This is a genomic window from Methanocaldococcus fervens AG86 (assembly GCF_000023985.1).
Lineage (GTDB): Archaea > AGJL01 > Methanococci > Methanococcales > Methanocaldococcaceae > Methanocaldococcus > Methanocaldococcus fervens.
The window spans coordinates 1213869-1240789 of the sequence record NC_013156.1; the positions used below are offsets into that span (position 1 = coordinate 1213869).

The 26921-nt window shown below is 31.0% G+C and carries 30 protein-coding genes; 16 read left to right on the forward strand and 14 right to left on the reverse strand.

The window, feature by feature from the left end:
• The first annotated feature begins 46 nt into the window (after positions 1-46).
• Positions 47-178, forward strand: a complete 132-nt coding sequence (locus tag MEFER_RS08610; RefSeq protein WP_281034137.1) for a hypothetical protein — start codon at positions 47-49, stop codon at positions 176-178.
• Position 179: 1 nt separating this feature from the next.
• Here MEFER_RS08610 and rqcH read toward each other — a convergent pair whose 3' ends face one another.
• Positions 180-2195 carry a ribosome rescue protein RqcH gene (gene rqcH, locus MEFER_RS06540; RefSeq protein WP_015791830.1) on the reverse strand — a complete coding sequence of 672 codons (2016 nt, stop codon included), beginning with the start codon at positions 2193-2195 and terminating at the stop codon, positions 180-182.
• A gap of 368 nt (positions 2196-2563) precedes the next feature.
• Here rqcH and MEFER_RS06545 point away from each other — a divergent pair, with 368 nt between their 5' ends.
• From MEFER_RS06545 to dcd, 5 genes are all read left to right on the forward strand, one after another.
• Positions 2564-4630 (forward strand): hypothetical protein, encoded by a 2067-nt coding sequence (locus tag MEFER_RS06545; RefSeq protein WP_015791831.1) that lies wholly within the window; start codon positions 2564-2566, stop codon positions 4628-4630.
• A 31-nt stretch (positions 4631-4661) separates the two neighbouring features.
• The gene (locus MEFER_RS06550; protein ID WP_015791832.1) at positions 4662-5048 is read left to right on the forward strand and encodes a toprim domain-containing protein; all 387 of its coding nucleotides are present in this window, start codon (positions 4662-4664) and stop codon (positions 5046-5048) included.
• Positions 5049-5136: 88 nt separating this feature from the next.
• Positions 5137-5370, forward strand: coding sequence for a class III signal peptide-containing protein (locus tag MEFER_RS06555; RefSeq protein WP_048056362.1), 234 nt, complete (start codon positions 5137-5139; stop codon positions 5368-5370).
• A 121-nt stretch (positions 5371-5491) separates the two neighbouring features.
• Entirely contained in the window at positions 5492-5716 is a 225-nt protein-coding gene (locus tag MEFER_RS06560) for a class III signal peptide-containing protein (RefSeq protein ID WP_015791834.1), read from the forward strand.
• Positions 5717-5849: 133 nt separating this feature from the next.
• Positions 5850-6461, forward strand: a complete 612-nt coding sequence (dcd, locus tag MEFER_RS06565) for a dCTP deaminase (RefSeq protein WP_015791835.1) — start codon at positions 5850-5852, stop codon at positions 6459-6461.
• Between the two features lie 27 nt (positions 6462-6488).
• On the opposite strand, the gene MEFER_RS06570 is transcribed toward dcd, so the two are convergent.
• Positions 6489-7676: an argininosuccinate synthase gene (locus MEFER_RS06570; RefSeq protein WP_015791836.1), complete on the reverse strand. Its 1188-nt coding sequence runs from the start codon at positions 7674-7676 to the stop codon at positions 6489-6491.
• A 133-nt stretch (positions 7677-7809) separates the two neighbouring features.
• On the opposite strand from MEFER_RS06570, the gene MEFER_RS06575 reads away from it, so the two are divergent.
• From MEFER_RS06575 to dapB, 4 genes are read left to right on the forward strand one after another with little or no spacing between them, the layout of a single operon-like run.
• On the forward strand, positions 7810-9087 hold the full coding sequence (locus MEFER_RS06575) for a nucleotide sugar dehydrogenase (protein WP_015791837.1): 1278 nt from the start codon (positions 7810-7812) through the stop codon (positions 9085-9087).
• Entirely contained in the window at positions 9080-9550 is a 471-nt protein-coding gene (locus MEFER_RS06580; RefSeq protein ID WP_015791838.1) for a hypothetical protein, read from the forward strand. The genes MEFER_RS06575 and MEFER_RS06580 overlap by 8 nt, the downstream gene beginning before the upstream one ends.
• A 3-nt stretch (positions 9551-9553) precedes the next feature.
• Positions 9554-10093 (forward strand): hypothetical protein, encoded by a 540-nt coding sequence (locus MEFER_RS06585; RefSeq protein ID WP_015791839.1) that lies wholly within the window; start codon positions 9554-9556, stop codon positions 10091-10093.
• A 10-nt stretch (positions 10094-10103) separates the two neighbouring features.
• Entirely contained in the window at positions 10104-10928 is an 825-nt protein-coding gene (gene dapB / locus MEFER_RS06590; protein WP_015791840.1) for a 4-hydroxy-tetrahydrodipicolinate reductase, read from the forward strand.
• A gap of 168 nt (positions 10929-11096) precedes the next feature.
• Here dapB and MEFER_RS06595 read toward each other — a convergent pair whose 3' ends face one another.
• From MEFER_RS06595 to MEFER_RS06610, 4 genes are read right to left on the reverse strand one after another with little or no spacing between them, the layout of a single operon-like run.
• Positions 11097-12194 (reverse strand): SPOUT family RNA methylase, encoded by a 1098-nt coding sequence (locus MEFER_RS06595; protein ID WP_015791841.1) that lies wholly within the window; start codon positions 12192-12194, stop codon positions 11097-11099.
• A 12-nt stretch (positions 12195-12206) separates the two neighbouring features.
• Positions 12207-13331: an oligosaccharide repeat unit polymerase family protein gene (locus MEFER_RS06600; RefSeq protein WP_015791842.1), complete on the reverse strand. Its 1125-nt coding sequence runs from the start codon at positions 13329-13331 to the stop codon at positions 12207-12209.
• On the reverse strand, positions 13283-14356 hold the full coding sequence (locus MEFER_RS06605) for an oligosaccharide repeat unit polymerase family protein (RefSeq protein WP_015791843.1): 1074 nt from the start codon (positions 14354-14356) through the stop codon (positions 13283-13285). Before MEFER_RS06605 ends, MEFER_RS06600 begins: the two co-directional genes overlap by 49 nt.
• Positions 14334-15089: a TrmB family transcriptional regulator sugar-binding domain-containing protein gene (locus MEFER_RS06610; protein WP_048056363.1), complete on the reverse strand. Its 756-nt coding sequence runs from the start codon at positions 15087-15089 to the stop codon at positions 14334-14336. Before MEFER_RS06610 ends, MEFER_RS06605 begins: the two co-directional genes overlap by 23 nt.
• Before the next feature lie 115 nt (positions 15090-15204).
• Between MEFER_RS06610 and MEFER_RS06615 the strand changes: the two genes are divergently transcribed.
• On the forward strand, positions 15205-15918 hold the full coding sequence (locus MEFER_RS06615) for a PHP domain-containing protein (protein WP_015791845.1): 714 nt from the start codon (positions 15205-15207) through the stop codon (positions 15916-15918).
• 7 nt (positions 15919-15925) lie between these two features.
• On the opposite strand, the gene MEFER_RS06620 is transcribed toward MEFER_RS06615, so the two are convergent.
• Together MEFER_RS06620 and MEFER_RS06625 are read right to left on the reverse strand one after the other, a co-directional pair.
• Positions 15926-16501, reverse strand: coding sequence for a zinc ribbon domain-containing protein (locus tag MEFER_RS06620; RefSeq protein ID WP_015791846.1), 576 nt, complete (start codon positions 16499-16501; stop codon positions 15926-15928).
• Positions 16502-16512: 11 nt separating this feature from the next.
• Complete coding sequence (locus tag MEFER_RS06625) at positions 16513-16998, reverse strand: hypothetical protein (protein ID WP_015791847.1); 486 nt, start codon at positions 16996-16998, stop codon at positions 16513-16515.
• Positions 16999-17120: 122 nt separating this feature from the next.
• Here MEFER_RS06625 and MEFER_RS06630 point away from each other — a divergent pair, with 122 nt between their 5' ends.
• The 3 genes from MEFER_RS06630 to MEFER_RS06640 all read left to right on the forward strand — a co-directional run bounded on the left by MEFER_RS06630 (position 17121) and on the right by MEFER_RS06640 (position 20072).
• Complete coding sequence (locus MEFER_RS06630) at positions 17121-18293, forward strand: RNA ligase (protein WP_015791848.1); 1173 nt, start codon at positions 17121-17123, stop codon at positions 18291-18293.
• An 88-nt stretch (positions 18294-18381) separates the two neighbouring features.
• On the forward strand, positions 18382-19152 hold the full coding sequence (locus MEFER_RS06635) for an ABC transporter permease (RefSeq protein ID WP_015791849.1): 771 nt from the start codon (positions 18382-18384) through the stop codon (positions 19150-19152).
• A gap of 146 nt (positions 19153-19298) precedes the next feature.
• Positions 19299-20072, forward strand: coding sequence for an ABC transporter ATP-binding protein (locus tag MEFER_RS06640; protein WP_015791850.1), 774 nt, complete (start codon positions 19299-19301; stop codon positions 20070-20072).
• A 15-nt stretch (positions 20073-20087) separates the two neighbouring features.
• On the opposite strand, the gene hisF is transcribed toward MEFER_RS06640, so the two are convergent.
• From hisF to MEFER_RS06670, 6 genes are read right to left on the reverse strand one after another with little or no spacing between them, the layout of a single operon-like run.
• On the reverse strand, positions 20088-20906 hold the full coding sequence (hisF, locus tag MEFER_RS06645; RefSeq protein WP_015791851.1) for an imidazole glycerol phosphate synthase subunit HisF: 819 nt from the start codon (positions 20904-20906) through the stop codon (positions 20088-20090).
• A 13-nt stretch (positions 20907-20919) separates the two neighbouring features.
• Positions 20920-21717, reverse strand: a complete 798-nt coding sequence (locus tag MEFER_RS06650; protein WP_015791852.1) for a MinD/ParA family ATP-binding protein — start codon at positions 21715-21717, stop codon at positions 20920-20922.
• 17 nt (positions 21718-21734) lie between these two features.
• A complete protein-coding gene (locus tag MEFER_RS06655; protein ID WP_015791853.1) occupies positions 21735-23405 on the reverse strand; it encodes a hypothetical protein in 1671 nt (556 codons plus the stop codon).
• 59 nt (positions 23406-23464) lie between these two features.
• Positions 23465-23833 carry a dihydroneopterin aldolase gene (gene mptD / locus MEFER_RS06660; protein ID WP_015791854.1) on the reverse strand — a complete coding sequence of 123 codons (369 nt, stop codon included), beginning with the start codon at positions 23831-23833 and terminating at the stop codon, positions 23465-23467.
• A 7-nt stretch (positions 23834-23840) separates the two neighbouring features.
• Positions 23841-24761: a quinolinate synthase gene (gene nadA, locus MEFER_RS06665; protein WP_015791855.1), complete on the reverse strand. Its 921-nt coding sequence runs from the start codon at positions 24759-24761 to the stop codon at positions 23841-23843.
• Between the two features lie 30 nt (positions 24762-24791).
• Entirely contained in the window at positions 24792-25694 is a 903-nt protein-coding gene (locus MEFER_RS06670) for a carbohydrate kinase family protein (protein ID WP_015791856.1), read from the reverse strand.
• Between the two features lie 97 nt (positions 25695-25791).
• Here MEFER_RS06670 and MEFER_RS06675 point away from each other — a divergent pair, with 97 nt between their 5' ends.
• Positions 25792-26178 carry a DUF2111 domain-containing protein gene (locus MEFER_RS06675; RefSeq protein ID WP_015791857.1) on the forward strand — a complete coding sequence of 129 codons (387 nt, stop codon included), beginning with the start codon at positions 25792-25794 and terminating at the stop codon, positions 26176-26178.
• Between the two features lie 183 nt (positions 26179-26361).
• Positions 26362-26814 (forward strand): methanogenesis marker 5 protein, encoded by a 453-nt coding sequence (locus MEFER_RS06680; protein WP_015791858.1) that lies wholly within the window; start codon positions 26362-26364, stop codon positions 26812-26814.
• The last annotated feature ends 107 nt before the right edge of the window (positions 26815-26921 follow it).

Here is a 26921-nt window from a genome sequence, read left to right on the forward strand (position 1 = left end):
AATATAATTAAAAAATTTAACTAAGATTAAAAAGTATGGTGAACCTATGAAAGATACAAAAAAGAACAAAAATAAAAAAGAAACTATCGTTGATAAAATATTAAATAAATTGAAGTTTCTTGCATGTTCAACATGTTCGTGTAAAAATAATTGTATTAAAAAGAAATTAAATAAATAAATTATTTTTTAACGATTTCACATCCTCCAGGTGGTAAAACCCTCAAAATGTCTTCATCATCCACGCCATAATCTTTAAAAATCTCTTTCAACTCTTTAACGACCTTTCCTTTCTCTTTATTTGAAGGTTTTAATAAAACCCATTTAATAAAGCTTTTTTGCAATGTTTTTGGTGGAGCTGTGGTTATTTTTATATCTCCATCATATTCAATAACTCCTATACCCAACTCTAACGGTGTATTCCTATAATAATGCCTCTCTCCTCTAATTACAAATGCTCCTCTTTTTAAATACTCTCCACTTTCAGCAGTTTTTGATATTTGCTCTGGTTTAACCCAATAAGTGTCTATAGCTCCATATCCAAGTTTCCAAGCTCTTGAGTGGGAGACGGAGAATTTAGCAACCTCTTCAAGTGTTTCTTCATCAACCTCTCTTCCTTCAGTTTTTATGACTGTGAATGGAGCTCCCTGAATATCCGCGTGAAATACAATGTCATCTTTATCGGTATATTTTTTAATGATAATCTCATTTGTTATTGCATCCTTTCCAGCAATAACCAAAAATCCATTAATAACAGTCCATTTAAACTTTTCGTACCACTTTCTTTCTTTCCTTACTTTTTTCTTCATCTTTAACTTCTCTTTTTCTTTCAGCTCCTCCTCTCCTTTCTTTTTAAGCTCCTCTATTTTCTTTTTAGTTAGTTCGATAGCGTTTTCAATACCTTCAATTTTATTTTTAAGCTTTTTAGCTTTTTCATAATAGTTTTCAGCGTTTTCAAAGGCGTTTTTTCTTATATCTAATGAAACCCTTTCCTCTATAACCTTATCGTCAACCTCTGATTTTAACCTAATAACAATCTCTCCAACATTTTCATTTATATTTTCAATCAAACCTAAAATTGGATGTTCTTTATTTTCTCTAACTATCTTTTTTATTCTCGCCCAATCCATTTTTTCTCTTGCCTGTCTTATGGCACTTAAAAGCTCTTCAACAATTTGATAGTTTGCATAGATTAAATCCCCTTTAATTTGATTTTTCTCTGCATCCTCTTTATATTTTTTTAATGTATCCATTTGCCTTTTCAATATATTTTCCTGTTTCTCAATCTCCCTTTCAATCTTTGATTTTTCTTTTTTAACCACAATGTTCGTTAAGAATTTGGCAAAGTAATCATCAACTGCCTCTAAAAAGCTGTTATAATACTTTTTCTCCAAGCCATCATATTTTTTTAAATCTATAGGAACTACATCAAAATAACGGTCATCTTTTAAAACAATTTGTGGCTTTTTGTTGTTAAATATCTCATTAAATAGGTTTTTAGAAGCTTCAAAGAGATTTTTAATCTCATCTTCATTTAAATCCTTCTTTTTCTTATCTATTCCAGCCCTTTCACAAATCTCCTCAGCGTAAAGCCCACCAATACCAAAGATCCTTGATATTAATCTAACACATTCAACATCTTTATTATTTAAAAAGTAATCTTTAAAAACTTCATAGGCGATTGAGAAATCTAAATTATAGGGATTTAATGGCTTTTGAGGAGGGAACTTATATTCTTCCTTTGGAACGATTTTTCTTGTGCTCCATCTCTCAACTCTAAGTGGGGCTATAATTACATTCTCATTATTCAAAAATATAGCATTACCTTCTCCAAACAACTCAACAACTAACTTATAAATCCCCTCCTTTGTTTCAAAGTGGAAAATAACAATTCTATCAAAATTTACCTGCTCAATTTTCACTAATTTGGCATTTTTTAAATATTTTCTCAATAACATGGCAAATGATGGCGGAAGTTTTGGCTTTTCTCTTTCATAATTTGTTAGAGTTATATACTTATATTTACCAATGCTTATAACAAGTTCTCTACTTCCGCCTTCAGGAACGTGAATTTTTAAAATCAACTCTCTGTTGTTTTCGTTATCAATTAAAAATGCTTTATCTAATCTACCATTAATTAAGCTTTGTAATTCATCAACAACACAGCAAACATCAACATTAGTCATTTCAGTTTTCATAATATCACCAGAAAAGTTTATCTATCAATCTTTTAGTAAAAGGTTGATCAAAACGGATGCATTGACTCGCTCCACTCGGCAATGCCTCTTAGACTAAAGTGGGGCTGAACGTAGTGAAGCCCCCGCTCTGGGTATCCCAATAGGGCGGAGCCCTATGGTAAGGAAGGGCTTTTAGCCCCTCATAATACCTCTTAAATAAAATAAGGCTGAATGTAGCGAAGTCGCTCTGGGGTATCCCGAACAGCCTTTTAGAAAAAGCCTGGGGAAACCTAATTTTGATGAAACTTTTCATAAAAGTTTCATACCAATAAGGGCTTAGTTCCGAAGGTTATTTATTTCAATTATGATATTTTATTATTTGTGATAATATGGAGAGAGAAGAGTTTTTGAGATATTTGAGGCAAGGTAAGTATGATAAATTATCTAAGTTAATTAATAGCAATCCAGATATTTTAAAGTTTTTAGACGAGCTATTTATATCAAACAAAAAAGATGACATTAGGAGGGCATTGTTGGTTTTAAAGAGGTTGGACAAAAAAATAATTGGGAGATATTTATTTTATGTTTTATTGGCTTTAAATGAAAGAAGAATTATAGCTAAAGAGGCAGAAGATGTTTTAAAAAAGTTAAGTAATAAAGAGAAGGTTGACGATGCAATAATTGAAATTTCAAAGAGAGATTTAGATGAGAAAGTTGTTTATTTATTTTTAAAGAATATGAAATACGAGAATGTATTTTTTAAAGCTATTCTTGAGTATACAAAGACCAAAAATATATACGATGGGATAAAAGTTTTATTAAAAAAATACAACTCAGATATTTTAAAAATTTTAGCTAATAAGCTTTATTCAAAAGAAAAGGATGAAAGAGAGTTAGTAGTTGATATACTATTAAATATAGTTGATTCGTTAGATGAAAATCAAAAAGATATTTTAAAAAGTTTTTTGAATTTAACGTTGCTGGGCGATGAAGATAAAAGGTTATACAAAAAATTTAAACAGTTATTTGGAAAATTAAATATTAAAGTTGAGCTTTCAGATGAAGAGCTAAAATATTTACTAAAATCACATGGAAAAAATATTTTAAATGTAATTTTAAGAGAAGAAGTTAAAATTCCGTCAGATTTTTACGATAAGGAATTTTTAAAAGAGTTTTTATATAAAGGGAATGAGGAAAAACAGTTTGTTGGAGTCAAATTAATATCATTAAAAAAGGATTCGAAAACTAAGGTTGATTTGTTATTTAAATTTTTAAATTATGGTTATGGTAAGGCAAAAACTTCGGCAATAAGGGAGCTTAAAAAGATAGCAAAAAACAATAAAGATTTAAGGGAGTATATTGAAAATAAAGCGTTTATTTATGCAAGAAAGATGAATTTAGGATTAAAAATATCATCGTTGAGGATATTAAAAGAATTTGCAAAAAAAGAGTATTTGGAGTTTTTAATTAACGAGCATAAAAGGTTAAAAAACTTAATTTATAAATTGGAAGAAGAGAAGTTTATGGGCGGATTTAGGCATATGTTGATGATGGAGGAGGAGATAAGGAAATGTAATGTTGCCATGGGAATTATAGAGGAGATTATAGCGGAGATTTGTTTAAAGTATAATATACACTACAACGATTTAAAGATAGCTGAAAAAATTGGATATGAGTTTTATAAAACAATTGAATTGATAGGGGCTAAAAATCTAAATTTAATAGATATTTATGAGCTTTTAGATGATATTGAAAGAAATGGAGAGCTTATAGTTCATTTAACTGAAATTGTAATTAATAATAAAATAAGTGATGATTTGGCTGAAAAAATTTTAGAAATAACTGAAAAGGCAGATATGGAAGATAAAGATTTGCTAAATGCGAACAAAATTATGATTTACGCATCATTGAACAGAGTTGATAAAATTGGAGAGATTATAAATTTGGCGGTTGGCTATTATTCAAAATTAGCTTTTATTAATGCTATCAAAAAATTTATAGATGAAAAATTGTTGGATAAAGAAAAAATAAATCTATTAATTCCAAAAATTGCTGAAATGATATTTGCAACAAAAAAATTAAGGCTGATGGCATTAGAATTCTTTAAAGAGCATCCCAATGAGCTTGTCATTCCAATATTAATAAATGAGATTGGAAGTTATAAAGGAGAGGAGAAGTTGATGGTGGATGTTATATCAAACGTTATATTTAAATATCCGAATAGCATACATAGTATTGGGAATTTGTTGAATACTGATAAAAGAAAGCTATGCCTAAAAATATTTTATAAGGTTAGTCAAAAGATGCCTGAACTTTTGGAAGATTATATTTACTTACTTGCTGGAATCTATAACTCTGCAGATAATGAAGATAAAAAGTTAATAAAAAAGATTTTGAAAAATATTGTTAATGAAGAGCAAAAGGCAATATTAAAGCCGATAGTTGGTGAGTTATAATAAAAATAATAAAAATTTTTGGAAGATGACTATGAGAAGGGATGAATACTTTGAAAAATTATTGGAAGTTATTGAAGAGTTAAAAATTGAAGCAGAGGAAAAGCCAATCATTGTTGAAGGAAAAAGGGATGTGGAAAGCTTAGAGAAATTAGGTATTGAAGGAACTTTTATTGTAATATCTAAAACTCCTGTTTATTTAATAGCTGATGAACTTGTAAGAAAGGGAATTAAAGAAGTTATCTTGTTGACTGACTTTGATAGAAGGGGTAGGCTATTAGCTAAAGCCATAGTAGAAGAGTTTAGACATAGAGGGATTAAAGTGAATACAAAGCTAAGACACGAGATATTTATTTACACAAATAGTGGAATTAAGGATATAGAGAGCTTGTTTTCATACGTCAATAAGAGGTCGTTCTAATAAAAAACAGAGAATTAGAAATTAATATATATGATGTCCTAAATAATTAAAATGTGGAATAATAATATCCAATATGGAGTTGTCCAATATGAAAATAATAAAAAAAGTGCTATCCAATAGGGGGCAGGTGTCGATGGAAATTATCATCTTAGCGTCTGCAGCCGTTTTAACTTCAATAATTGCTGCATATTTTTTTGTAAAATCCGTAAAAAATTCGGGGGAAGGGGAAAATAAAGTTGGGGAAAAGGCACAAAAATTTTTAAACGTTACTGAAAATAAATCCTCACATTTCGTGAGATTGTTAAATAATTCTAGTATATAATTTAGGATCATGTTAATTAAATGTTTTATAAATCATGAAATTCAAAAATTATATATACTTTTACATTACAAATATTAACTGTACATAGTTAGATTTTAATTATGGTGTTGAGGTGGGTAAGATGAAATTATTGAAAAAATTATTATCAAAGAAAGGGCAGTTATCAATGGAAGTTGGAGTTTTAGTCGCAGCTGCTGTATTAGTTGCAATTGTTGCAGGTTATTACTATGTAAAAAATGCTAGTTCAGCAGCTCAAAAAGCAGGAACACAAGCTGAAAACTTCACAAATATTACTGAAGAAAAAACTACATCATACATTAATAAATTAGATACCGAGGTACAATAAATTTGTTTAGCATATTATTTCTAATTATACTCTTACTACTTTTTTATTTATATTTTAATATTTTATTTTTTAAGAATCCAAAATTTATATAAATATTTTATATTTAATATCAAATATTTTTGGTGATAGGTTTATGATTCTTAGCGACAAAGATATTATTGACTATGTTACATCAAAAAGAATCATCATAAATCCATTTAATAGAAATTTCGTAGGACCTTGCTCATACGACGTAACCTTAGGAGATGAGTTTATAATTTATGATGATGAGGTCTATGATTTATCAAAAGAGCTAAATTACAAAAGAATAAAGATAAAAAACTCTATTTTGGTTTGCCCATTAAATTACAATTTAACTGAAGAAAAAATCAACTATTTTAAAGAAAAATATAATGTTGATTACGTCGTTGAAGGAGGAATTTTAGGTACAACAAATGAGTATATAGAGCTACCTAATGATATATGTGCTCAATATCAGGGTAGAAGTAGTTTAGGTAGAGTTTTTTTAACATCTCACCAAACCGCTGGATGGATCGATGCTGGTTTTAAGGGAAAGATTACCTTGGAAATTGTTGCATTTGATAAGCCAGTTATTTTATACAAAAATCAGAGAATTGGGCAGTTGATATTTAGCAAACTGCTCTCTCCAGCAGATGTTGGATATTCAGAGAGAAAAGGTTCTAAATACAGTTATCAGAAAACAGTGATGCCATCTTTAATACATTTGGATAATCATAAAAAATAAACAAAAAATAAAATTTAATTTAAAAAGTTACTTTCTCTTTTTTACCATTTCATACAACATTGCCTGCAGTCCATGATATTTAACCATTCCAGCTAACTCTCTCTGGTCAACATCTTTTTCATCAAATGAAACCATCTCCTTACTATACAAAGCGTAAGGGCTTTCCCTACCAACAACCCTTGCAGTTCCACCAAATAACTTAACTTTAACCGTTCCAGTAACTCTTTCCTGAGTTTTATCAATAAATGCATCTAAATCCTCTCTTAATGGGTCAAACCACAATCCTTTATAGATTAACTCTCCATATATGCTATCAACAATTTCTTTAAATCTGAGTTCATCCCTTGTTAAAACTAACTGTTCTAAAGCTTTGTGGGCAGTTAATAATAAAACAGCTCCTGGACATTCATAGTTTTCTCTTGATTTTAAGCCAATAATTCTATCTTCCATGATGTCTATTCTTCCAATACCATGCCTTCCAGCGATTTCATTAGCTTTCTTTATAAGATCAACTGGATTCAACTTCTCTCCATTGATAGCTACTGGAACCCCTTTTTCAAATTTAATTTCAACAATTTCCTCCTCTTTATCTTCAACTGGGTTTTTAGTCCATGCGTATATCTCTTCTGGAGGAACAAAATCAGGATTTTCCAACTCACTACCTTCAATACTTCTTCCCCATAAGTTTTCGTCTATGCTGTATTTCTTACTTTCAGTAGGGATTGGAATGCCTTTTTCTTTTGCATATTCAATTTCTTCAACTCTTGTTAAGTTTAAATCCCTAATTGGTGCAATAATCTTTAAATCTGGGGCTTTAATTCTTATTGTTGTTTCAAATCTAAACTGGTCATTTCCTTTTCCAGTGCATCCATGAGCTACAGCTTCAGCTCCAACTTCTTTAGCGACTTCAATAACTTTATAGGCGATTAAAGGTCTTGCCAAAGCGGTTGATAATGGGTAGCCTTCATACATTGCATTTGCCTTTATAGCCTTGAATATATAATCTTTAACAAACTCCTCCTTTGCATCTATTGTGTAGTGTTTTAAAACTCCCAACTTTTTAGCTTTCTCTTCAACTTCTTTTATTTCTTCTTCTGGCTGTCCAACATCTACACAGACGGAAACTACTTTATATCCATACTTGTCTTCCAATAATTTTAAGCAACAGCTTGTATCTAGCCCTCCAGAATATGCTAAAACAGCTATTCTCTCCATGGCAATCCCTCATAAATATTTTATACTTTGTGAAGGTTAACTATAAACCTTAGGGTTTTTGTATTTTATGCTTAACTACTTTATGGATATATAATTATCCTTGAATGAAACAAATCTATAAATTGGGGATAGAATGGTAAAAGTGGAAAAAAACGGAAAAAAAGTATGTGTAATTGGTTTAGGATATATTGGCTTACCAACCGCTTCAATGTTGGCCATACATGGGTTTGAGGTTATTGGTGTGGATATAAATGAGAAAAGGGTAGAGGAGATTAAAGAGTTAAGTTTTAAAACTACAGAAAAAGATTTAGTGACTTTAGTTAGAGGAGCTATAAACTCTGGAAATTTAAAAGTGCAGGCAACTCCAGATAAGGCAGATGTTTTTATTATCTGTGTTCCAACGCCATGTATTGAGAATAATGGGGAAAAGAGATGTGATTTAAGCTATTTAGATAAAGCCATCGAAAATATAAAACCATATCTTGAAGATGGGAACTTAATAATAATTGAAAGCACAATACCTCCAGGAACTACAGATGAGATTTATGAATCATTATCAAAAGATAAAAAAGTTTATGTTGCCCACTGCCCAGAAAGAGTTTTGCCTGGAAATATATTAAAGGAATTGGTTGAGAATGATAGAGTTATTGGAGGAGTTGATAAAAAATCTGCTGAAATGGCGAAGGAAATTTATGAAAGCTTTGTTACTGGAGAGATTTATTTAACTGACGCTAAAACAGCAGAGATGGTTAAGTTAATGGAAAACACATATAGAGATGTTAATATCGCTTTAGCTAACGAGTTTGCAAAAATTTCAGAAGAGATTGGTATTAATGTCTGGGAAGCAATAGAGTTGGCAAATAAACATCCGAGGGTCAATATTTTAAAGCCAGGACCTGGTGTAGGGGGGCATTGCATAAGTATAGATCCATGGTTTATCGTTGAAAAATCAAAAAATGCCAAATTAATAAGAACTGCGAGAGAGTTGAACGATTCCATGCCGCTATTTGTTGTTGAAAAAATAAAAAAGATAATAAAAAAGGATAATGGAAAAGTTGCAATATTTGGAGTAACATACAAAGGTAATGTAGATGACACACGAGAAAGCCCAGCTGAGAAAGTTGTTGGTAAATTGATGGATGAAGGTTTTGATGTTAAATGCTATGATAAGTATGCAAGAGATTTTGTATATCCATTATTTAATTTAGATGAGGCTGTTGATGGGGCAGATATCATCATTGTGTTGGCTGAGCATGATGAGTATAAAAACTTCAGTGAGGACGAGATGAAACATATTGCCTCAAAGGTAAAAAATAAAATAATCCTTGACACCAAAAATATAATAAATAGAGATTTATGGGAGAAGGCAGGGTTTAAAGTCTATGTATTGGGTGATGGAAAGAATGCATAATCTAAATAACGTATATTTAAAAGAGTGTATTCATTTCTTGGATAGTTGTATTAACGCGTTAAAAGAATTTGATTTAAGAACTTTTGTGTCGAGGTTTTATTATGCAATGCTCTATCTACTAAATGCATTTGAATTCTATATTAAGGAGAATATAGATGATTGGCACAATAAAGATAGGTACGCAAATTTTAGCAAAAAGATTAGAAACTTTTTAATGGACTTAAAGCTGTATAGGCACGCATCTGACTATATTTTATCTCCAAGACTGGAGCATGGAAAGCACTATGAAGAGCACTGGGAAGAGTTTAAAGAGAGCTACCTGAAATTAAAATTTTTTCATTATTTGCATATATTGAGGCAAGAACTTTATAGCTATAGATACAACCAACTCATCGCAATCATCATTGAAAAGCTTGAAATCATTGAAAAACTCTTAAAATTATATATAATGTTAGAGGAATGACCCATGGAAAAATTAATAAAAATATTAAAACAATTTGGCATTTACAATGAATATTTGAAAATTTTAGACGTAAATATCGACGGAGATAGGTATCTAACTATTTTAACGCCTACTACGTTAGATTGGATAGAAGAAGAGGAGATTGAGGAAATTTTAGAGGATGTTTTTAAAAATGTGAGGGTTAAGATTTCAAGACTTCCCTTAAATAAATTTATTAAGGTTTATTTGGAAAAAAACGTTAAAAATAAAGCTTATGGGGAAAATATTGAAAATATTGAAATAGAAGGGGAAAATTATGCATTGTATATTGATTGGAAGAATAAAAAAATAATTATTCATAAATTCAATGGAAAGAAACCTATAAAAGAGAGTTGTAAGCTCTCATCAAATTGGGAAACAATGTGGGGGATTTGGGTTTTGGGGTTTGAAAGTAAAGAAAAGGCTAAGGAATTCGCTGAAAACCTTGCAGATGAAATCTATAAATATTATGTCATAGATTTTGATATAGAAGAGCATAGGAGATGTTTAAGTGAAGATAAATAAAGGTGGTAGAATGATTAAAGTAGCAGTTACTGGAGCTTTGGGAAGGATGGGGAGCAATATAATCAAAACCATAACTCAACAAGATGATATGGAAGTTGTTGCTGCCTTTGAAGTTCCAAATCATCCAAAAAAAGGAGAAGATGTAGGGGAGTTAATAGGTATTGGGAAGATTGGAGTTCCATTGTCAACTGCAGATGAGTTAGATAAAGTTTTAAAAGAAACAAAGCCAGACGTTTTGGTTGATTTTACCATAGCTCATGCATGTGTTGAAAATGTAAAAATAGCCGCTAAAAATGGAGTTAATTTAGTTATAGGAACTACTGGGTTTACTGAAGAGCAGAAGGAAGAGATTGAGAAGGCAATAAAAGAAAATAACGTTGCTGCAGTAATATCTCAAAACTTTGCAATAGGAGTTAATATATTCTTTAAAACCTTGGAGTTTTTGGCTAAGAAACTTGGAGATTATGACATTGAGATTGTGGAAATGCACCACAGGTTTAAAAAAGACGCTCCTTCAGGAACTGCTTTGAGAGCAGCTGAGATTATAAAAGCAAATAGAGGAATTGATAGTGTTTTTGTATTCGGAAGAGAAGGGATGACTGGGGAGAGGAAGAAAGAGGAGATAGGAATTCATGCATTAAGAGGAGGAGATGTTGTAGGAGATCATACAGTTATATTTGCTGGAGATGGTGAGAGGATTGAGCTAACTCACAGGGCAAGTAGTAGGCAGGCATTTGTTAATGGCGTTATATTGGCTATAAGATACATCGCCAACAAAAAAGAAGGTATTTACAACACATTTGACGTTTTGGGATTGAATGAGATTAAATTTTAAATTCTGAATATCAATTATTCAATCAATAGCCAAAAATTTTAAATAAGATAAGAGTTATTAAATAAAATAGTCATTTTCTAACCCTACCTCAAAGTAGGTAGGGTGCATATTTTTTACCGCACCCCATAGTGGGTGCGGTGCATCTATTAACAAAATTTAAAGATTAAGTTATTCACCGTTTAAGTTAGATTCTGTTTCTTCTTCTTCAGAGCTATTTTCCAAACTATCATCTAAATCTTCTCCACTATAAACTCCCCATAAAGCTATTAAAGCGGCAGGAATGGCATGTTCAGTGGCAAAGGTCATGTGTGGGGCTAAATCTACTATATAGTCAGCAAATCTAAACAACCCTCTTGGAATTCCCTCCCTTGAACCACAAAATACAATAATTTCCCTCTTTTTTCTTAAATCATAAGATAATTTATCTTTAATTTTTGATAACTCGTCTCCTTTTGGGTCAGTAATTATCAACAGCCTGTTATTCCTCCTCTTATCCCTAACAACCTGATATAAATCCTGAACAGTTACTGGAACTAACTTAATCTCAAATGGATAAGCTCTTTTTTGTATTTCATATCTTGAATGTTGCCCAATCTTAACTCCCTTAATAAACTCCATCAACTCATAGGCATTAACTTTTTCTTTTGGTGCTATAATTAACTCCTTAACTTCAAATCCTTGAGCTGCTCTTCCAATTGCCTCACCAAACCTCTTACATACAATTTTCTCCCCTAAATAAGGCATCTGCACAATGACAACTTTTTTAAATAATTCCCTTGCATTTCTCTTCTCTTTGGTGTATTTTTTGAACTTTTCTCCGGGAGTTATTGATATGTAAGTTTTATTTTTAAAAACCTCAACATGAACAACCTTATCTGGATTGTTTAAATCAACTGAAGCGTTTGTTAAGTCCTTAATCTTAGCCCCCAAAACAATATTTACATCTGTTGAGCTAAAATCTTGTTTTCCTCTTTTTTTAGTTTCAACGGCAAAGGTCTCATCCTCTTTTATGTAATCTTTAATCTTCTCAGCTAAATTAACTATCTTATCAAAATCTGTCTCTGTTTCAAAATAAACTTTTAAAACCCTCTCAACCTCTGGAATCTCTAAGATTTTATCCTCAATATCTTCATCACTCTCAACTATAACAATCCCCTGATACCCATCAGGAGAAATGATGTAATTAAAGTTATTAATAATTTCTTTTAAATTATTCACAACAATATTTTCAAAGCCCTTTTGTGTTTTTATAATGTATTTCTCCATCATTATCCCTCTTTAAGAGTTTTTAATTCTCATATTTATATATAATAATAATGACAAAACTACTAAAAGCCCATAATTAATGCCTATTTCACAATAAGCTAATAATAAAGAGGCGTATATTGCATAGAGCTTTTTATCTCCCTCATATATAAATTTTGATACAGCCCCTAACAATATGGCAAATAAAATTCCAAAAATCCCAAAGTCGAGATATATTGTTCCAAATAAGGTTGTTGTAATATTATGAGGATATCCAAAGAGTAACTCTCCAATAAGTTGCTCTCCATTTGGAGTTAAAGTAATTTTCCCAAGAGTTAATATATTGCTTTCAACAATCTTACTAAGAACATACAAATCAAAATAAGCTCTATAACATAAAAGTTCTATTGGATTTAAATTCCAGTTTTGATTGGAAGATAATAATATAATTTTTCCCATAACTCCTAAAAAGATTAATAAAGCAAATGCCGATAAAACTATATATTTAAATGGAATGTTTCCATATCTATATACAATATAAGCAATAAAAAGTATTAAAACTCCAGCTTTATATCCTAATAGAACCAAAATCACAAACGCAATTATGAAATAAACTTTATTCTCAATACCTGCATAAATTAAAGCCCCCATGGATATTAATCTTAACGGTTCTGAATTAATAGCCATCCTTACCTCATAATTAAATAGAGGAATAGCCCCATAAATAAAAACTATTAAAATAAAAGCAAGAACTCCAATCACAAAAAGTATGTCATTGAAAACTCTTTTTTTGTGGAATCTTATAAAGAATTCAACAATTATAAGGATAAATAGCAAATAAATTATGGACAATAATAGCGAATGTGTAATTTTAAAAACTCCATATAAGGATAAAAATGATAAAAACAAAAAAGACAAATATGCAGTATATTCATTAAATTTAATCTTTAAATTAAAAATAAATGGAAGAGAAAATCCAAGAATGAAAATTGATGCTATCCCTGCAACTTTAAATAAATTATATAATCCAATTTTCCCCAAATATGGTAAAGCCAATATAAATATTGCCAAATGCCCAATTATAACAATAATAACGGGATGGAATAAATCTACCTCTTTAATTTTTTTAGCTTTTTTGATAATATCGCATATATACATAATATCAACCCAAATAAATAGTAGGCAATTACATCAATATCTAAAATTCCACTTTCTATTGCTATAAGTGTATAGGCAAATAATATCCCAAAAATTCCCAAATAAATCCCTTTTAACTCCTCTGCTAATTTGTAGAAAAATCCTAAAAATATCCCCAACATCCCAAAATATGGAATTATAGCCAAAGTTCCATAATCTCCTATAACTGCCCCAACTATTGTTGGTGTTATACTCACATTATAAATCCCTAATGTTTTAGCTATAATGGTTCTCGCTCCATTACACAGTCCAAGATACGAAAACACTGCCGCATAATGAATATGTCCATTAAAAACACCATTAAAGTTGTTGAATATTATGTCATAGATGCTCATAGTTAAGGCTATTCTTGATGTGATTGGATTTCCTTCCACTCCCAAAGCATACAACCTTAATATTGACAATCCCAACAAAATAACAAAGACAAGAATTCCATATTTCAAAATCTCTCTGTTAGATATTTTATTTTTATAATACAAGACTACACCAACAGAAATTAACAAAACTAATACATTTGTCCTATATCCAAGAAGCATAATTAGTATTGAAAATATAATCGTATATAACAAGATTTTTTTCTTATCAATATTAGAAGAAGCTACTACAATTGCCCAACCTACTAAAAAGAGATGTGATAATGTTGTAAAATATACATTTAAAAATTTTCTTGATAATGGATTAAATAAAGGGACATCCTTTACCCAAATTAAGTCAGATATTACTGCTATCAACCCAACTATCATTAAAAAAATTCCAAAATTATAATGCTTCTTTAAGTTTATTTTTAAATTCTCTTTATCTGTGCCAATTAAATAATATAACCTTTTACCAGCAATAAATGATAAATAAAAAAATATTGCCGAAAATAAAAAAACCATTGCTGAATTTATTGAAATGTCTGAAAATATTAAATAAATGCAAGATAATATAACAAATACATGATGAAGCTCAATCTTCCTCATGTTATCCCAATGTAACAATGGCATATTTTTCCTTTATTTTGGTAGGTATTTCATCTATTGAATTATTTACCACAACATAGACAGTTAGTTTTGATGTTGATATATTTGAAGCTCCTATACATTTATCAAGATTTTTTAATGTATTCAAATGGATTTTTCCATTAATTATAATTCCATACTCAACAAAATATAGTTCTAAACCTTTTTTAATATCAACATCAAGATTGTTTATAATCCTCTGTCTCTCAGCTGGCGTATATGTTTTTGAATCAACTCCCATACTACCCTCAACTATAACATCAACAATATTAAAGTTTTTTGTTGTGTTTTCTATTTTATTTGCAATATCTCTGAATGACTTTCCTTCTATTGGATCTAATTCATAAAATATTATTGACTTTCCAATTGGATGCAATATTATCTTTTTTGCAGCTATGTCTTCCTGATAAGCCAATTCTCCACCAATAGTTATTGGTGTTCCATTATATATTGCATATAACGTCCCACCTTTTGCATCGTATATCTCAACCTCTCCATTGAAAGGTTTTTTAGATAGCGTCCATTTTCCAATGATAGTGGCATTTAAAGGAAAATTTTTATCCAAAATTTTCTCACACACCCATGCACATTTATACATCTGGTTTCCATCAAACTCATAATCATTTCCATTATTACTATAAAATTTATATGCCAAAGATATAGAAGTTATTAATATAGACAACATGACAACTACCTCGAGTATGCCAATTTTTTTCATAATTATCACCAATATCATAAAACTGTTAATAATTTATGTTAGTAAAACTTAAATTAATAGATTATCTTAATGAATCTTAAAATAAAAATTCTTATAAATAGTATCGGGGACATCAATGAAAGTAGATTTACATGTTCATTCTATAGTAAGTAAATGTTCTTTAAATCCAAGGAGCTTCTTGGAAAAATTTTGTATAAAGAGAAATATTATTCCAGCAATTTGTGACCATAATAAACTAACTAAATTAAATTTTGCAATACCTGGGGAAGAAATAGCAACAAATAGAGGAGAATTTATTGGTTTATTTTTAAATGAAGAAATTCCTCCAAACTTAGATTTGTATGAAGCATTAGATAGAGTTAGAGAGCAAGGGGCTTTGATTTATCTTCCACACCCTTTTGATATGAGTAGAAGAAGAAGTTTAGCAAAATTCAATGTATTAGAAGAGAAAGAGTTTTTAAAATATGTTCATATTGTTGAGGTTTTTAATAGTAGATGCCGTAGTATAGAACTAAATTTAAAAGCTTTAGAGTATGCTGAAAAATACGATTTTGCAATGGCTTTTGGAAGTGATGCACATTTTATATGGGAGGTTGGAAATGCATATACAAGATTTAGTGAGCTAAATATAGAAAAACCAGATGATTTATCTCCAAAGGAGTTTTTAAATCTATTAGAAATAAAAACAAAAGAGTTAATAAAAACAAGATCTAATCTATTAAAAAATCCATGGAAAACAAAATGGCATTTTGGAAAATTGGGGAGTAAATATAATATTGCATTGTATAGCAAAGCTGTTAAAAAAGTTAGAAGAAAATTGAACATCTAAATGAAGTTTATGGTTTTCTTTTAAGCCTGTAACCGCAGTATGGGCATATAATCCATTCTGGCTGTATCGGTCTTTTACAATTTGGACATCTTAATACTCCTTCCTCTTCTTCTTCTTTCAACTTTGTACCACAATGAGCACAGAATTTCCAAGAATCTGAAATATAGTTGTTACAATTTTTACATCTTTCAATTTCCTCCTCAAACGTCATATTTTTAATTTCAGCTCCACAGTTGGTACAGTAATCCCAACCTAAGTCAATAGGGGATTTACAGGAATTACAAAGTGGGACGAATGTTGAAAATTTAGTACCTAAAGCTTTTTTTACCTTTTCAAGAGTTATAGTTGCTTCTCTTCTTAGGATATCATCAGAATCGTATTCAATTATTTGATTTAACAATGTAATTATCTCGTTTAATGTTACTTTATCGTAGACATCCAAATATAAAATTGCTTCTGGTCTAACTTCAGCAATCTCCTGTAACTTTCTTAATGTAACTAATTTTGTAGCAGGTACTGAACTTCTTAGACCTGAGACAATACTCATCTTTTCTTCATCAGTTAAAGGAATTACACGTACCATATTTTCCACCTTTATCCATATACCGATAATCTACTGTTAATCCAAAGATCCCCCAATGATTTTAATTTATCAAAGCTGTATATAACCACAGTAGGTAGTTCTCTTTCTGTAGCATTTAAAAGCCCGGATAATTCAGCTTCTTTCCTCCTTATTTTAAACTTGTAATATGGCTGAAGCTCCCCTTTTCCTGCATAGTAGCATATAATTTGAACTTCATCAACATCTGTGTTTTTAAATACATAATATGTTATTTCTCCAATATCTCTTTTACTATCCGCATCTAAACTGTATGGGGTAGGTCTTGAACCAATATTTGATTTTACTTGATACACAATAGCAACATTTACACCGTTTATTGTTTTATTCTCTATTTTTACAACGTTATATTCTTTATATAAAAAATCAGGGTATTTTTTTGGAAATAATAGAGTACAACCACTCATTACTGAGATGATCAATGTAAATATTATAAACACGCACAAGTTGGAGTGTCTCATCTTATCCCTACTTTATTAGTAAATAATTTGTAGTAAAATACCTAAACATAATTTTGTGACTAAGGTTATTTATAATTTTATAATGCTTAGTTAATATTAAAGTTAAAGTATGGTTGATATCTATGCAGGTTTCAGCATACGCTTTGGATAAAATAGCAGAAAAACTTAATTTGTCCATAAAAGACTTGAATAAAGCATTTAAAAAGAAAATTTTAAGAGAAGATGAATATAAAGAACAAAAATACCTGCTATTTAAAAAAGGATTTAGGGGGATAGAAAAAGGGACAGTCATATTTTTAAATGAAAACCTTGATGTCGTTAGGGGATATCCAAAAACTTATAGGGCCATAACCCTCTACCCAACAATAAAAAATCATTTTATTGACAAGGTTGTTGTTGAAGAAAAATTAAATGGCTACAACATAAGGATAGTTAAAGTAGATGATGAGATTTATGCGTTAACAAGGAGTGGTTATATCTGCCCATTTACAACAAAAAAAGTTAAAAAATTCTTAAATTTGGAGATTTTAGATGACTACAATGAATATATGCTATGTGGGGAGATGATTGGGCTAAATAATCCATACACTCCTTATTATTACAAAGAGGCCGATAAAGGATATGAAAACCTTGGATTTTACATATTTGACATAAAAGAGAGAGAAACTAACAAATCTCTACCAGTAAAAGAAAGGATGAAGCTATGTGAAAAATACAACTTACCTTACGTTAAGCCCTTAGCAATTGTTGATAAAGAAACTGCCCACATACAAGTAAGAAAAATTATTGAAAAATTAAATAAAGAGGGAAGGGAGGGAGTTGTTTTAAAAGATCCCGATATGGCCGTCTCCCCAATAAAATACACAACCCATTATACACAATGTGAAGATTTAAAATCCGCATTTACATTTTTCTTTGATTTAGGTATTGATTTTATATTCAGTAGAGTTGTAAGAGAAGGATTTATGAGTTATGAGTTTAAAGAAAGTCTTGAAGAAAGAAAAATAAGGGCTAAAGATTTGGGAGAGGCAATTTTGCTACCGATGGTTGAAACAATAAATAAAGTGGCTAATGGGGAGAGGGTTTCTGAGGACTTTGAGTTAATATTTGATAGTGAAGAGGATTTTGAGGAATTTCTATATTTCATGAGAAAGATGAAGATGATCATAAATATAAAAAACGTTGAAGAAATTAATACCAATGAAGGAGTTAAAATTAAAGCGCTGATTGGAAAGATCTACAATAGAACTAACGATAAAATCATTAGCTATTTAAATGGAACGCTCTGGGAATAACAAAATTTAAATACTTTGGAATATACTTAAAGTTTTTATCAAATTTTTATTAATTTATGATACGTAAAAGTGAATTAAGGGGGTATATGTGAATTTGAGAGATGTAACTTTAAAAGTAATCCTCCCGATAGGTGTTATCGTCGCATGGGAAATTTTGGCCATATATTTAAACAAACCGGTTATATTACCAAAAGTTGAGGCAGTTATTAATGTTTTAGCCCACCCATTTGAAGGAGTTTTAGGAACTGGAAGTTTAATAGGGAATACAATAATTAGTATAAAAAGAGTTTTAAGCGGTTTCTTATTAGCTTCAGTTGTGGCAATTCCTTTGGGAATATTGATGGGGCATTATAGGGTAGTAAATAACTTCTGCGATGCATTAATTGAAGTTTTAAGGCCTATTCCTCCATTAGCTTGGGTTCCATTATCGTTGGCATGGTTTGGACTTGGAGAGATGTCAATGATATTTATCATATTTATTGGGGCGTTCTTTCCAATATTAATAAATACAATATCTGGAGTTAAAGGTGTCCCTACTCCACTAATTGAAGCGGCTTTAACATTGGGAGCTAAGGGGAAGGATATTCTAATAAAGGTAGTTATCCCAGCTTCATCTCCAAGCATTTTAACTGGACTTAGGGTTGGAGCTGGAATCGCATGGATGTGTGTCGTTGCCGCTGAGATGCTACCATCAAGCAACGCTGGATTGGGTTATTTAATTATGTATGCCTATTCGTTAAGTAGGATGGATGTGGTTATTGCCTGTATGATAATCATTGGATTAATTGGGCTTGTATTAGATAGGGGCTTGAGATATATAGAAGATAAATACTTTGTTTGGAGAAAAATGATGAAATAATTGAAAGAACTATTATTGAGCTAAATATAAGAAAAGTAGATAAATAATCTTGATAAAATCTACGCTCTCTTAAAGTTTCATATCAATAGGGGGCTTTCCCCTATGGGGAGTAAAATGATGAAATAAGCAAATTATAAAGGGATAGGATGAAAGTAAAGCTAAAGGTAGAAAATTTATCAAAAGTTTTTGAATTTAATGGAAATAGGGTTAAAGCATTGGATAATATTAATTTGGAAGTTTATGAAAATGAATTTTTGACAGTTATGGGTCCAAGTGGTTGTGGAAAAACTACCTTATTACGGATTATTGCTGGGCTAGATTATCCAACTGAAGGAAAGGTTTTGTTGGATGGGAGGGAAGTTAAAGGACCAGGAGCTGATAGGGGTGTTGTGTTTCAGCAATACACATTAATGCCATGGAGAACTGTTTTAAAGAATGTTACGTTTGGTTTGGAGTTAAAAGGCATTCCAAAAAAAGAAAGGATTGAGATAGCTAAAAAGTTCATTAAAATGGTTGGATTGGAAGGGTTTGAAGATGCCTATCCTTATCAATTAAGCGGAGGAATGCAGCAAAGAGTAGCTATAGCAAGAACTCTTGCAAATAACCCAGAGATTGTTTTAATGGATGAGCCTTTTGCAGCATTGGATGCTCAAACAAGGAATATTTTGCAAAATGAATTGTTAAAAATATGGGAAAAAGAGAAAAAGACCGTATTTTTTGTTACCCACAGTGTTGATGAGGCAGTTTATTTATCGGATAGGGTTGTTGTATTAACTGCAAGACCTGGAAAAATAAAGGAGATTGTTGAAATTGATTTAAAAAGGCCAAGAGATAGAACAAGCATAGAATTCCTTGAGTATAGGAGAAAGATATTGGATATATTGGGAGATGAGGTTTTAAAATCATTAAAACAGGGATAAATTATTAATTAAATTTTATAACAACCTCATAGGAATTCCTCTATCGGCACAATATTTCTTTATCTCTTCTATTGTATACTCCTTATAGTGTAATATTCCAGCCATTAATGCCGCATCCGCCTTTCCATGAACAAATGCTTCATAAACATGTTCTGGTTTTCCACAACCACCTGAAGCTATAACTGGTAATTTAACGCTTTTGGAAATCTCCCTTGTTAATATTAAGTCGTAACCACTTTTTGTTCCATCTTTGTCAATACTTGTCAATAAAATCTCTCCAGCTCCCAATTCTTCAACTTTTTTAGCCCATTCTATGGCGTCTATACCTGTCTCTTTTCTACCTCCATATATGTAAACTTCAAACCAGCAATAACCATCTTCTACCTTAACAACGTTTTTATCTATTTTATCTATCTCATCCTCATTAATGTAATGCCTCTTAGCATCTATGGCAACGACAACACATTGAGAGCCAAATATTTCACTCGCCTCTTTAATTAAATTAGGATTTTTTACTGCTGCAGTGTTTATTGAGATTTTATCAGCTCCAGCTCTCAAAATTTTTCTAAAATCTTCAATTGATTTAATTCCTCCACCAACGGTTAAAGGGATAAAAACCTTCTCAGCAGTTCTTTCAACAACATCAATAATTATATCTCTTTTTTCAGCTGAAGCTGTTATATCTAAAAATACAAGCTCATCGGCTCCTTCATCATCATACAGCTGAGCTAATTCAACAGGATCTCCGGCATCTCTTAGATTTAAAAATTTTGTTCCTTTAACCACCCTTCCATCCTTGATATCCAAACATGGGATTATTCTTTTTGTTAGCATCTATATCACTCCATTATTCCAAATCTTTAAATTCAGTCTCTTCTTCAGATTTTTCTTCTTCAGTTATTCCAGATATGGCTTTTGCCAATTTCAATGCTCTTAAAGATGCCAAATCTTTCTCTAAATATATACTTGCAAGCTCATTAGTTAATTTGGTTAGCTCTTTTGTGAATTTTGTTTTAATGTTTGCTATTGGACTACTCTCCACCCACTGTCTCTCTACGTTTGGATCATAAGGCAGGATTCCAATAACATCCTCTATTATTTCGGTAATATCTGTAAGCCCCCTGTATTTATTTACAATTATTCCTGTAAATCCTATGTCTAAATCTCTTATAAGATCCATAGATTTTAATGAATTTACAATTGATGGAACGCTATCTTCTCCGACAATAACAACTTTATTGACTAATTCAAACTCTCCAACGTATCCAATTAATGGATTATCTTCAGTAATGTTTGGCGGGAAATCGTAAACTATAACATCATACTCTTCTTCCAAGATGTTAATTAGGTTTTCAAATCTTGATATATCAGCTTTGTATCCAAAAACTTTTGAAGAAACCTCTGTAGGTATAACTGCCAAGTCATCATAGTTATATATTATCTCATCAATTGTAGATTCTCCTGAAAGGTAGGTATTTAGATTGTGTTCTTTATCTTCAAGGTCAAATAACAAAGCGGTGGTTCCTCCATATATATCACAATCAATTAATACGGTTTTTACTGATTGACTAAGGATATAAGCAAAATTTGCGGCAACTGTAGTTTTTCCAGTACCTCCTTGAATATTATAAAATCCTATTTTCATTTTTATCACCAAAAAATTTAATTTAGATTAATTATTTCAGGAGGATTTACAATCACATATTTGCAATGCTCTTTATCAAATTCTTCAAAAGCATAATTGCTTATAGAAAAGTTCTTTTTAAATAAGGTAACTTTTATTCCGTTGTTGTCTTTTATTTTTATGGCAGTTCCATTGTAGAATATGTTGTTTTTACTGTATTTGTTAAGCCATTTAGCCAAGTCTTTGAACGAAACTATCGCAGTTCCATTTTCTTTTAATTCGATAATTAAGTTTTTATCGTAATCTCTAATATCTGCAATATAAACTCCAAAGTCTTCATCCTCTGGAGGGATATATATGGTTTCAACGACATTTACCCCATAAATTTCTTTTAGAGGTGTCGGAACTCTTACAATAGGGATTCCTTCATGAATTTCAAACCCCCTGTCCCCTGGAATTACTAAATACTCAACTTTATCTTTTGAATCCAATTTCCAATCTAAATCTTTGTTATAATTTCCAAGTATTGCATCTGTCAAGTTTTTATCTGAACTTTCTAAGAATAAGCCATTACAACCTCTCGCCAATGCATAACCGTAATTTTTCACAAACCAATGGTTGAAATATTCATATCTACTCCACATTTCACTGTCATCTTTTACTGAAACTGGTTTTCCTTCATAATACCATTTTGAAGGCTCTTCAGCTTCCTCTGTCCAATATGGTTCACCATCATCTAGATGATGGTAGTTATTTTCGCTTTTAGCTCCTTCTTCCCAATACCCACTTTCTATAGTTCCTTTGTAACTTATAGTTTTAGGGTAATAATCTCCAATAGGGTCGTTTCTAAATGTTTCTGGAGCTTTATCAACATAGATTAATGGGTAGTAGCTTAAAGCTAATATATCATCAGCTTTAATGTCTTCCAATTTTGATGGTCTAAAGTAGAGGTGGGTGTAGTTATCTTTGTACCATTTTTTGAACCAGTAATAGTTATATAAATCTTCAAGTTCGTCTTTATCAACATTAGATTTCTCAACGATGTCGATGCCTTCACTACCTGCTACTATATAACTTACACTTATGTTTAGAGCCTCCAACGCCTTTATATGTTTTAATTTTTTGTTTATTATTTCATCTTCAAGCATATCAACTTTGATTTTTCTCCCTGCAACATCTATTGCATATTCTCCATTTTCATCAGGGATTATTTTATTTACTGCAACCCCTGAAACGAGTATCTCTTTATAGTAAGGTGGAACTTTATTTATGTATGCAAAAACCCCTCCCTTTTTAGCTACATACTCTCCAATAATATCAAGGGTTTCTTTATCGTTTAAGGATGTTGGATACATAAATAGAAGTTTATTTTCCTTAATTTCATAAACTCCATCGGATATTTTTTTGTGATCAGATGTGTAATATACTTTATTTTCATCTAAGCTATTATTCTCATAATCTGGTATTCTGGGTGGAGCATATCTTTTTATTCCTAAGTAAGATAGGATATCTTCGTTGATGGGCTCTGTATCAAAACAAAATACAGTTAAAGAGTTTTTATTTAAAAATGTATTGAGTTCATCAACATTTTTAACCTTTGACAATGGGACGAACTCTACTGGGATTGAGCTGGTGTATTTATAATTAACTTCTGACGAATATGCAAAAGTAAGTGCAAATAGCAAAATTAGTACTGCAAACTTTTTCATTTCATTCACCTGATAATTTAGTACATATCAAAATTTTCTAATTAGTAAAATAAATACTTTTATTCTTCGTACAACTCTTTTACATACATAAGGGGGTAATCAATTTCCGCTATATACTCAAGTTTTAAATGGGCAATTGTCCTGTTTATTTTAATTTTTAAGTCAACATCCAACATTCTTCCATCTAAAGAAGTATATTTTTCCCCAACATCTTTAATTTTAACTTTTATGTCATAAACGCATGGCTGATTTTTCATAGCCTCTTCTATAGCTCTCTCTAAGGACTCTTTGTTGTCTTTACTAACTGGAGTGCCAACAAACTGATGAAATAAAGCTCCTAATGTAATTCCCCCTTCAAAAACTGCCCTCTCCCTATCAGTTAAATTCTCAAAATATTTTTTAAAAATTTCAGTTTCTTCTACCCTCATGTTCCCCCTACTTAATCTCTAACATTCTTTCAATAGCATTTTTAGCTCTTTCAATAATCTCTTTGTCTAATTTAATTTCATACCTCTCCTCTAATAAACATCTTTCTACTTTCTCCAAAGTAATTTTTTTCATCTCATTACAAATAGCATCTTCTCTCAATGGGATGAGTTTTTTAGTTTTACCCAATTTTTCAAGTTCTAATTCAATTCTATTTATAAGTCCTACTTCAGTTCCAATTATAAATTCCTCATCCTCAGAGTTTAATACAGCTTTTACCATTCCACTCGTGCTTAACACGTAATCGGCATTCTCCTGTAGCTCTGGACTACATTCTGGATGAATTAAAACTTTAGCATTTGGATATTTGCTTTTAACTCTTTTTAAATCATCCATTGTGAATTTTTTATGTACATAACAACCTCCACCTTCTGGAATAGGGATTATTTTTTTATCAGTTCTTTTTTGAACATAATAGGCTAAGTTGTTGTCTGGTCCGAATAAAACCGTATCTGCATCTAATGAATTAACAACTCTATCTGCATTTGCTGAAGTGCAGGTTATATCAGCCATTGCCTTTGTTTCAGCAGTTGTGTTTACGTAAACAACCAATGGGGCATCTGGATATTCCTCCCTATATTTTTTTATAACTTCTGAAGGTAGTTGGTGAGCCATTGGGCATTGAACTCCTTCAATCTCTGGCATCAGGACTTTTTTATCAGAATTTAAAATCTTTGCAGATTCAGCCATAAAATCTACTCCACAAAATACAATTATATCAGCATCAGTTTCCTTTGCTTTAATGCAGAGTTCTAAAGAGTCCCCTAAAAAATCAGCTATTTTCTGTATTTCTTTTGGCTGATAGTTGTGGGCTAAGATTACAGCGTTTTTTTCCTCCTTTAATTTATTTATTCTCTCCACAATATCCATAATATCCCTCAAATGTGTATTAATTTTATTTTAAATTTTAAATCCATGCTTTTCCAATCTTTCAACAACCATATCCCATGTTGGTAGGTTAGTTTGACATCCTTTTGCCTCAACAACAAATGAAGCAGTTGTCGCTCCAATTAAACCACATTTTTTTAAGCTGTATCCTTTAACATATGCAGATAAAAATCCTGCTCTATAGCTATCTCCAGCTCCTGTTGGATCTACAACAGCCTCTGCTTTAATACAAGGAATATCTATTTTTTCATCTTTGGTGTATATTACACTACCCTTAGAGCCCTTTGTTACTATAAGGACATCAACCCTCTTTAGATAATCATCAATGTCAAAATTCAAGAGTTTTAATGCTCTCTCAAATTCATGCTTATTCATAAATAAAAAGTTTGTATGCTCAATCATCTCTAATAAATTTTCTTTTGAGTATTGTGGTAGATCTTGCCCAGGATCGAAAGATACTAGATTATTTCCATATGCTTTTTTAGCACATTTTAGATTAAATTCCGGATCTCCTGTGGCTATGTGAACAATTTCAGTATTAAACTTTGGTGGATTCAGCTCTTTATAATGCTTAGCCGCTCCCCATAGGAAGAAGGTGATTTGATTGTTATCTTTATCTGTGAATATCCATGCCTTTGGAGTTTCCTCCTCTTCAGAGTAGTAAAGTTTGGAGATATTTATTCCTAAATTCTTTAAATATCTCTCATATCCACTGTTTTTAAAATCATAACCAACACATGATAAAAGTTCTGAATCAACATCAAGCTTTTTTATCCCTACTGCTGTATTAGCAGCGGCTCCACCATAATACTTTCTCGCTGAAGGAATTTGTACAGAAGTGTTTGGTTCTGGAAATTTTTCTACATTAAAAATATAATCAAGGGCTGTATGTCCTACACAAGTAATTTTTTCCATTCTACCACCTAATTTTTAAGAAGAATATGTTTATATACAGTTAGCTTTTAAACTAAAATTATCAAACTATTACTTAAAGATTTATGGGGGATAAGTTATGATAAATATATCTGAAAATTCTGAAGCAAAGGAATTAATACCTATTGCCCAAGCTGTTCATATATTGGTTAACAAACTACCTGTTGCTGCAAGAAGTAAAAATAAACCTGGAGTTAGATTAGAGAAAGGGGAGGTTGTTGATACAAACTATGAAGGATATGTTTTAAGAGTAGCCATTAAACAAGGAAAGGTTATTAGAGCAACGCCTATTGTAGGCCCTTATGCGGGACTTCCAGTCATTGTGGCCCCAATTAAAGATGGGGATAAAGTTGTAGGTGCTATTGGTGTGGTTGATATTACAGCAGGGATATTTGAGGATATAATAGCAATAGCAAGAAGACCTGAGCTCCATAAATTCCTACCAGAAGATGCATTTCCAAAATAAGTAAAATATATAAAACCGCAAAAATCCCATACTATAACGGTTTGCTCAATGTTGCAAATACGTCAATAGTATTTAAAAAGAGCTGGACATTAATTGCCCCTAAAAGGGGGCAACTTAATGGACGTGGGTATACCAATAGGAGTTTACCCTATGGTTTCAAAATAAAAATTTTAAGGTGATGAAATGAAAAAAATATTTATCTACCCCCCAAATAGCTTAATATTGAGTGATTTAGTTGAAAGATTTGGACATAAGCCGTTAAATCTAAACATAGTTATAGGAAAGTTGGTAAGAAATCCTGAGATAGACAGCCCACCAATGAACATAACTGATGAAGAACCAAAAAAAGGTTTAAAGTATGCTGCTGTAGAAGTTCCTTCAGGTGTTAGAGGGAGAATGGCTTTAATTGGGCCTTTAATTGAAGAAGCTGAAGCGGCAATAATAATGGAAGACGCTCCAATAGCCTTTGGATGCATAGGATGCCAGAGAACTAATGAGTTAACCCTATACTTAGTAAGAAGAAAAAATATCCCTACATTGAAAGTTAAATATCCAACAAATGAAGAAGAGGCTGAAATTTTAGTTAATAAGATAGCCAACTTTTTAAAAAGCTTAGAAGAGAGTAAAGAGAATTAAAAAATTTGGGAAGATGATTATAACAACAACACCAACTATTGAAGGAAAAAATATAGCAAATTTTTGGGAATTGTTGATAGAGTAGCTTGTATTGAAATTCTATATTA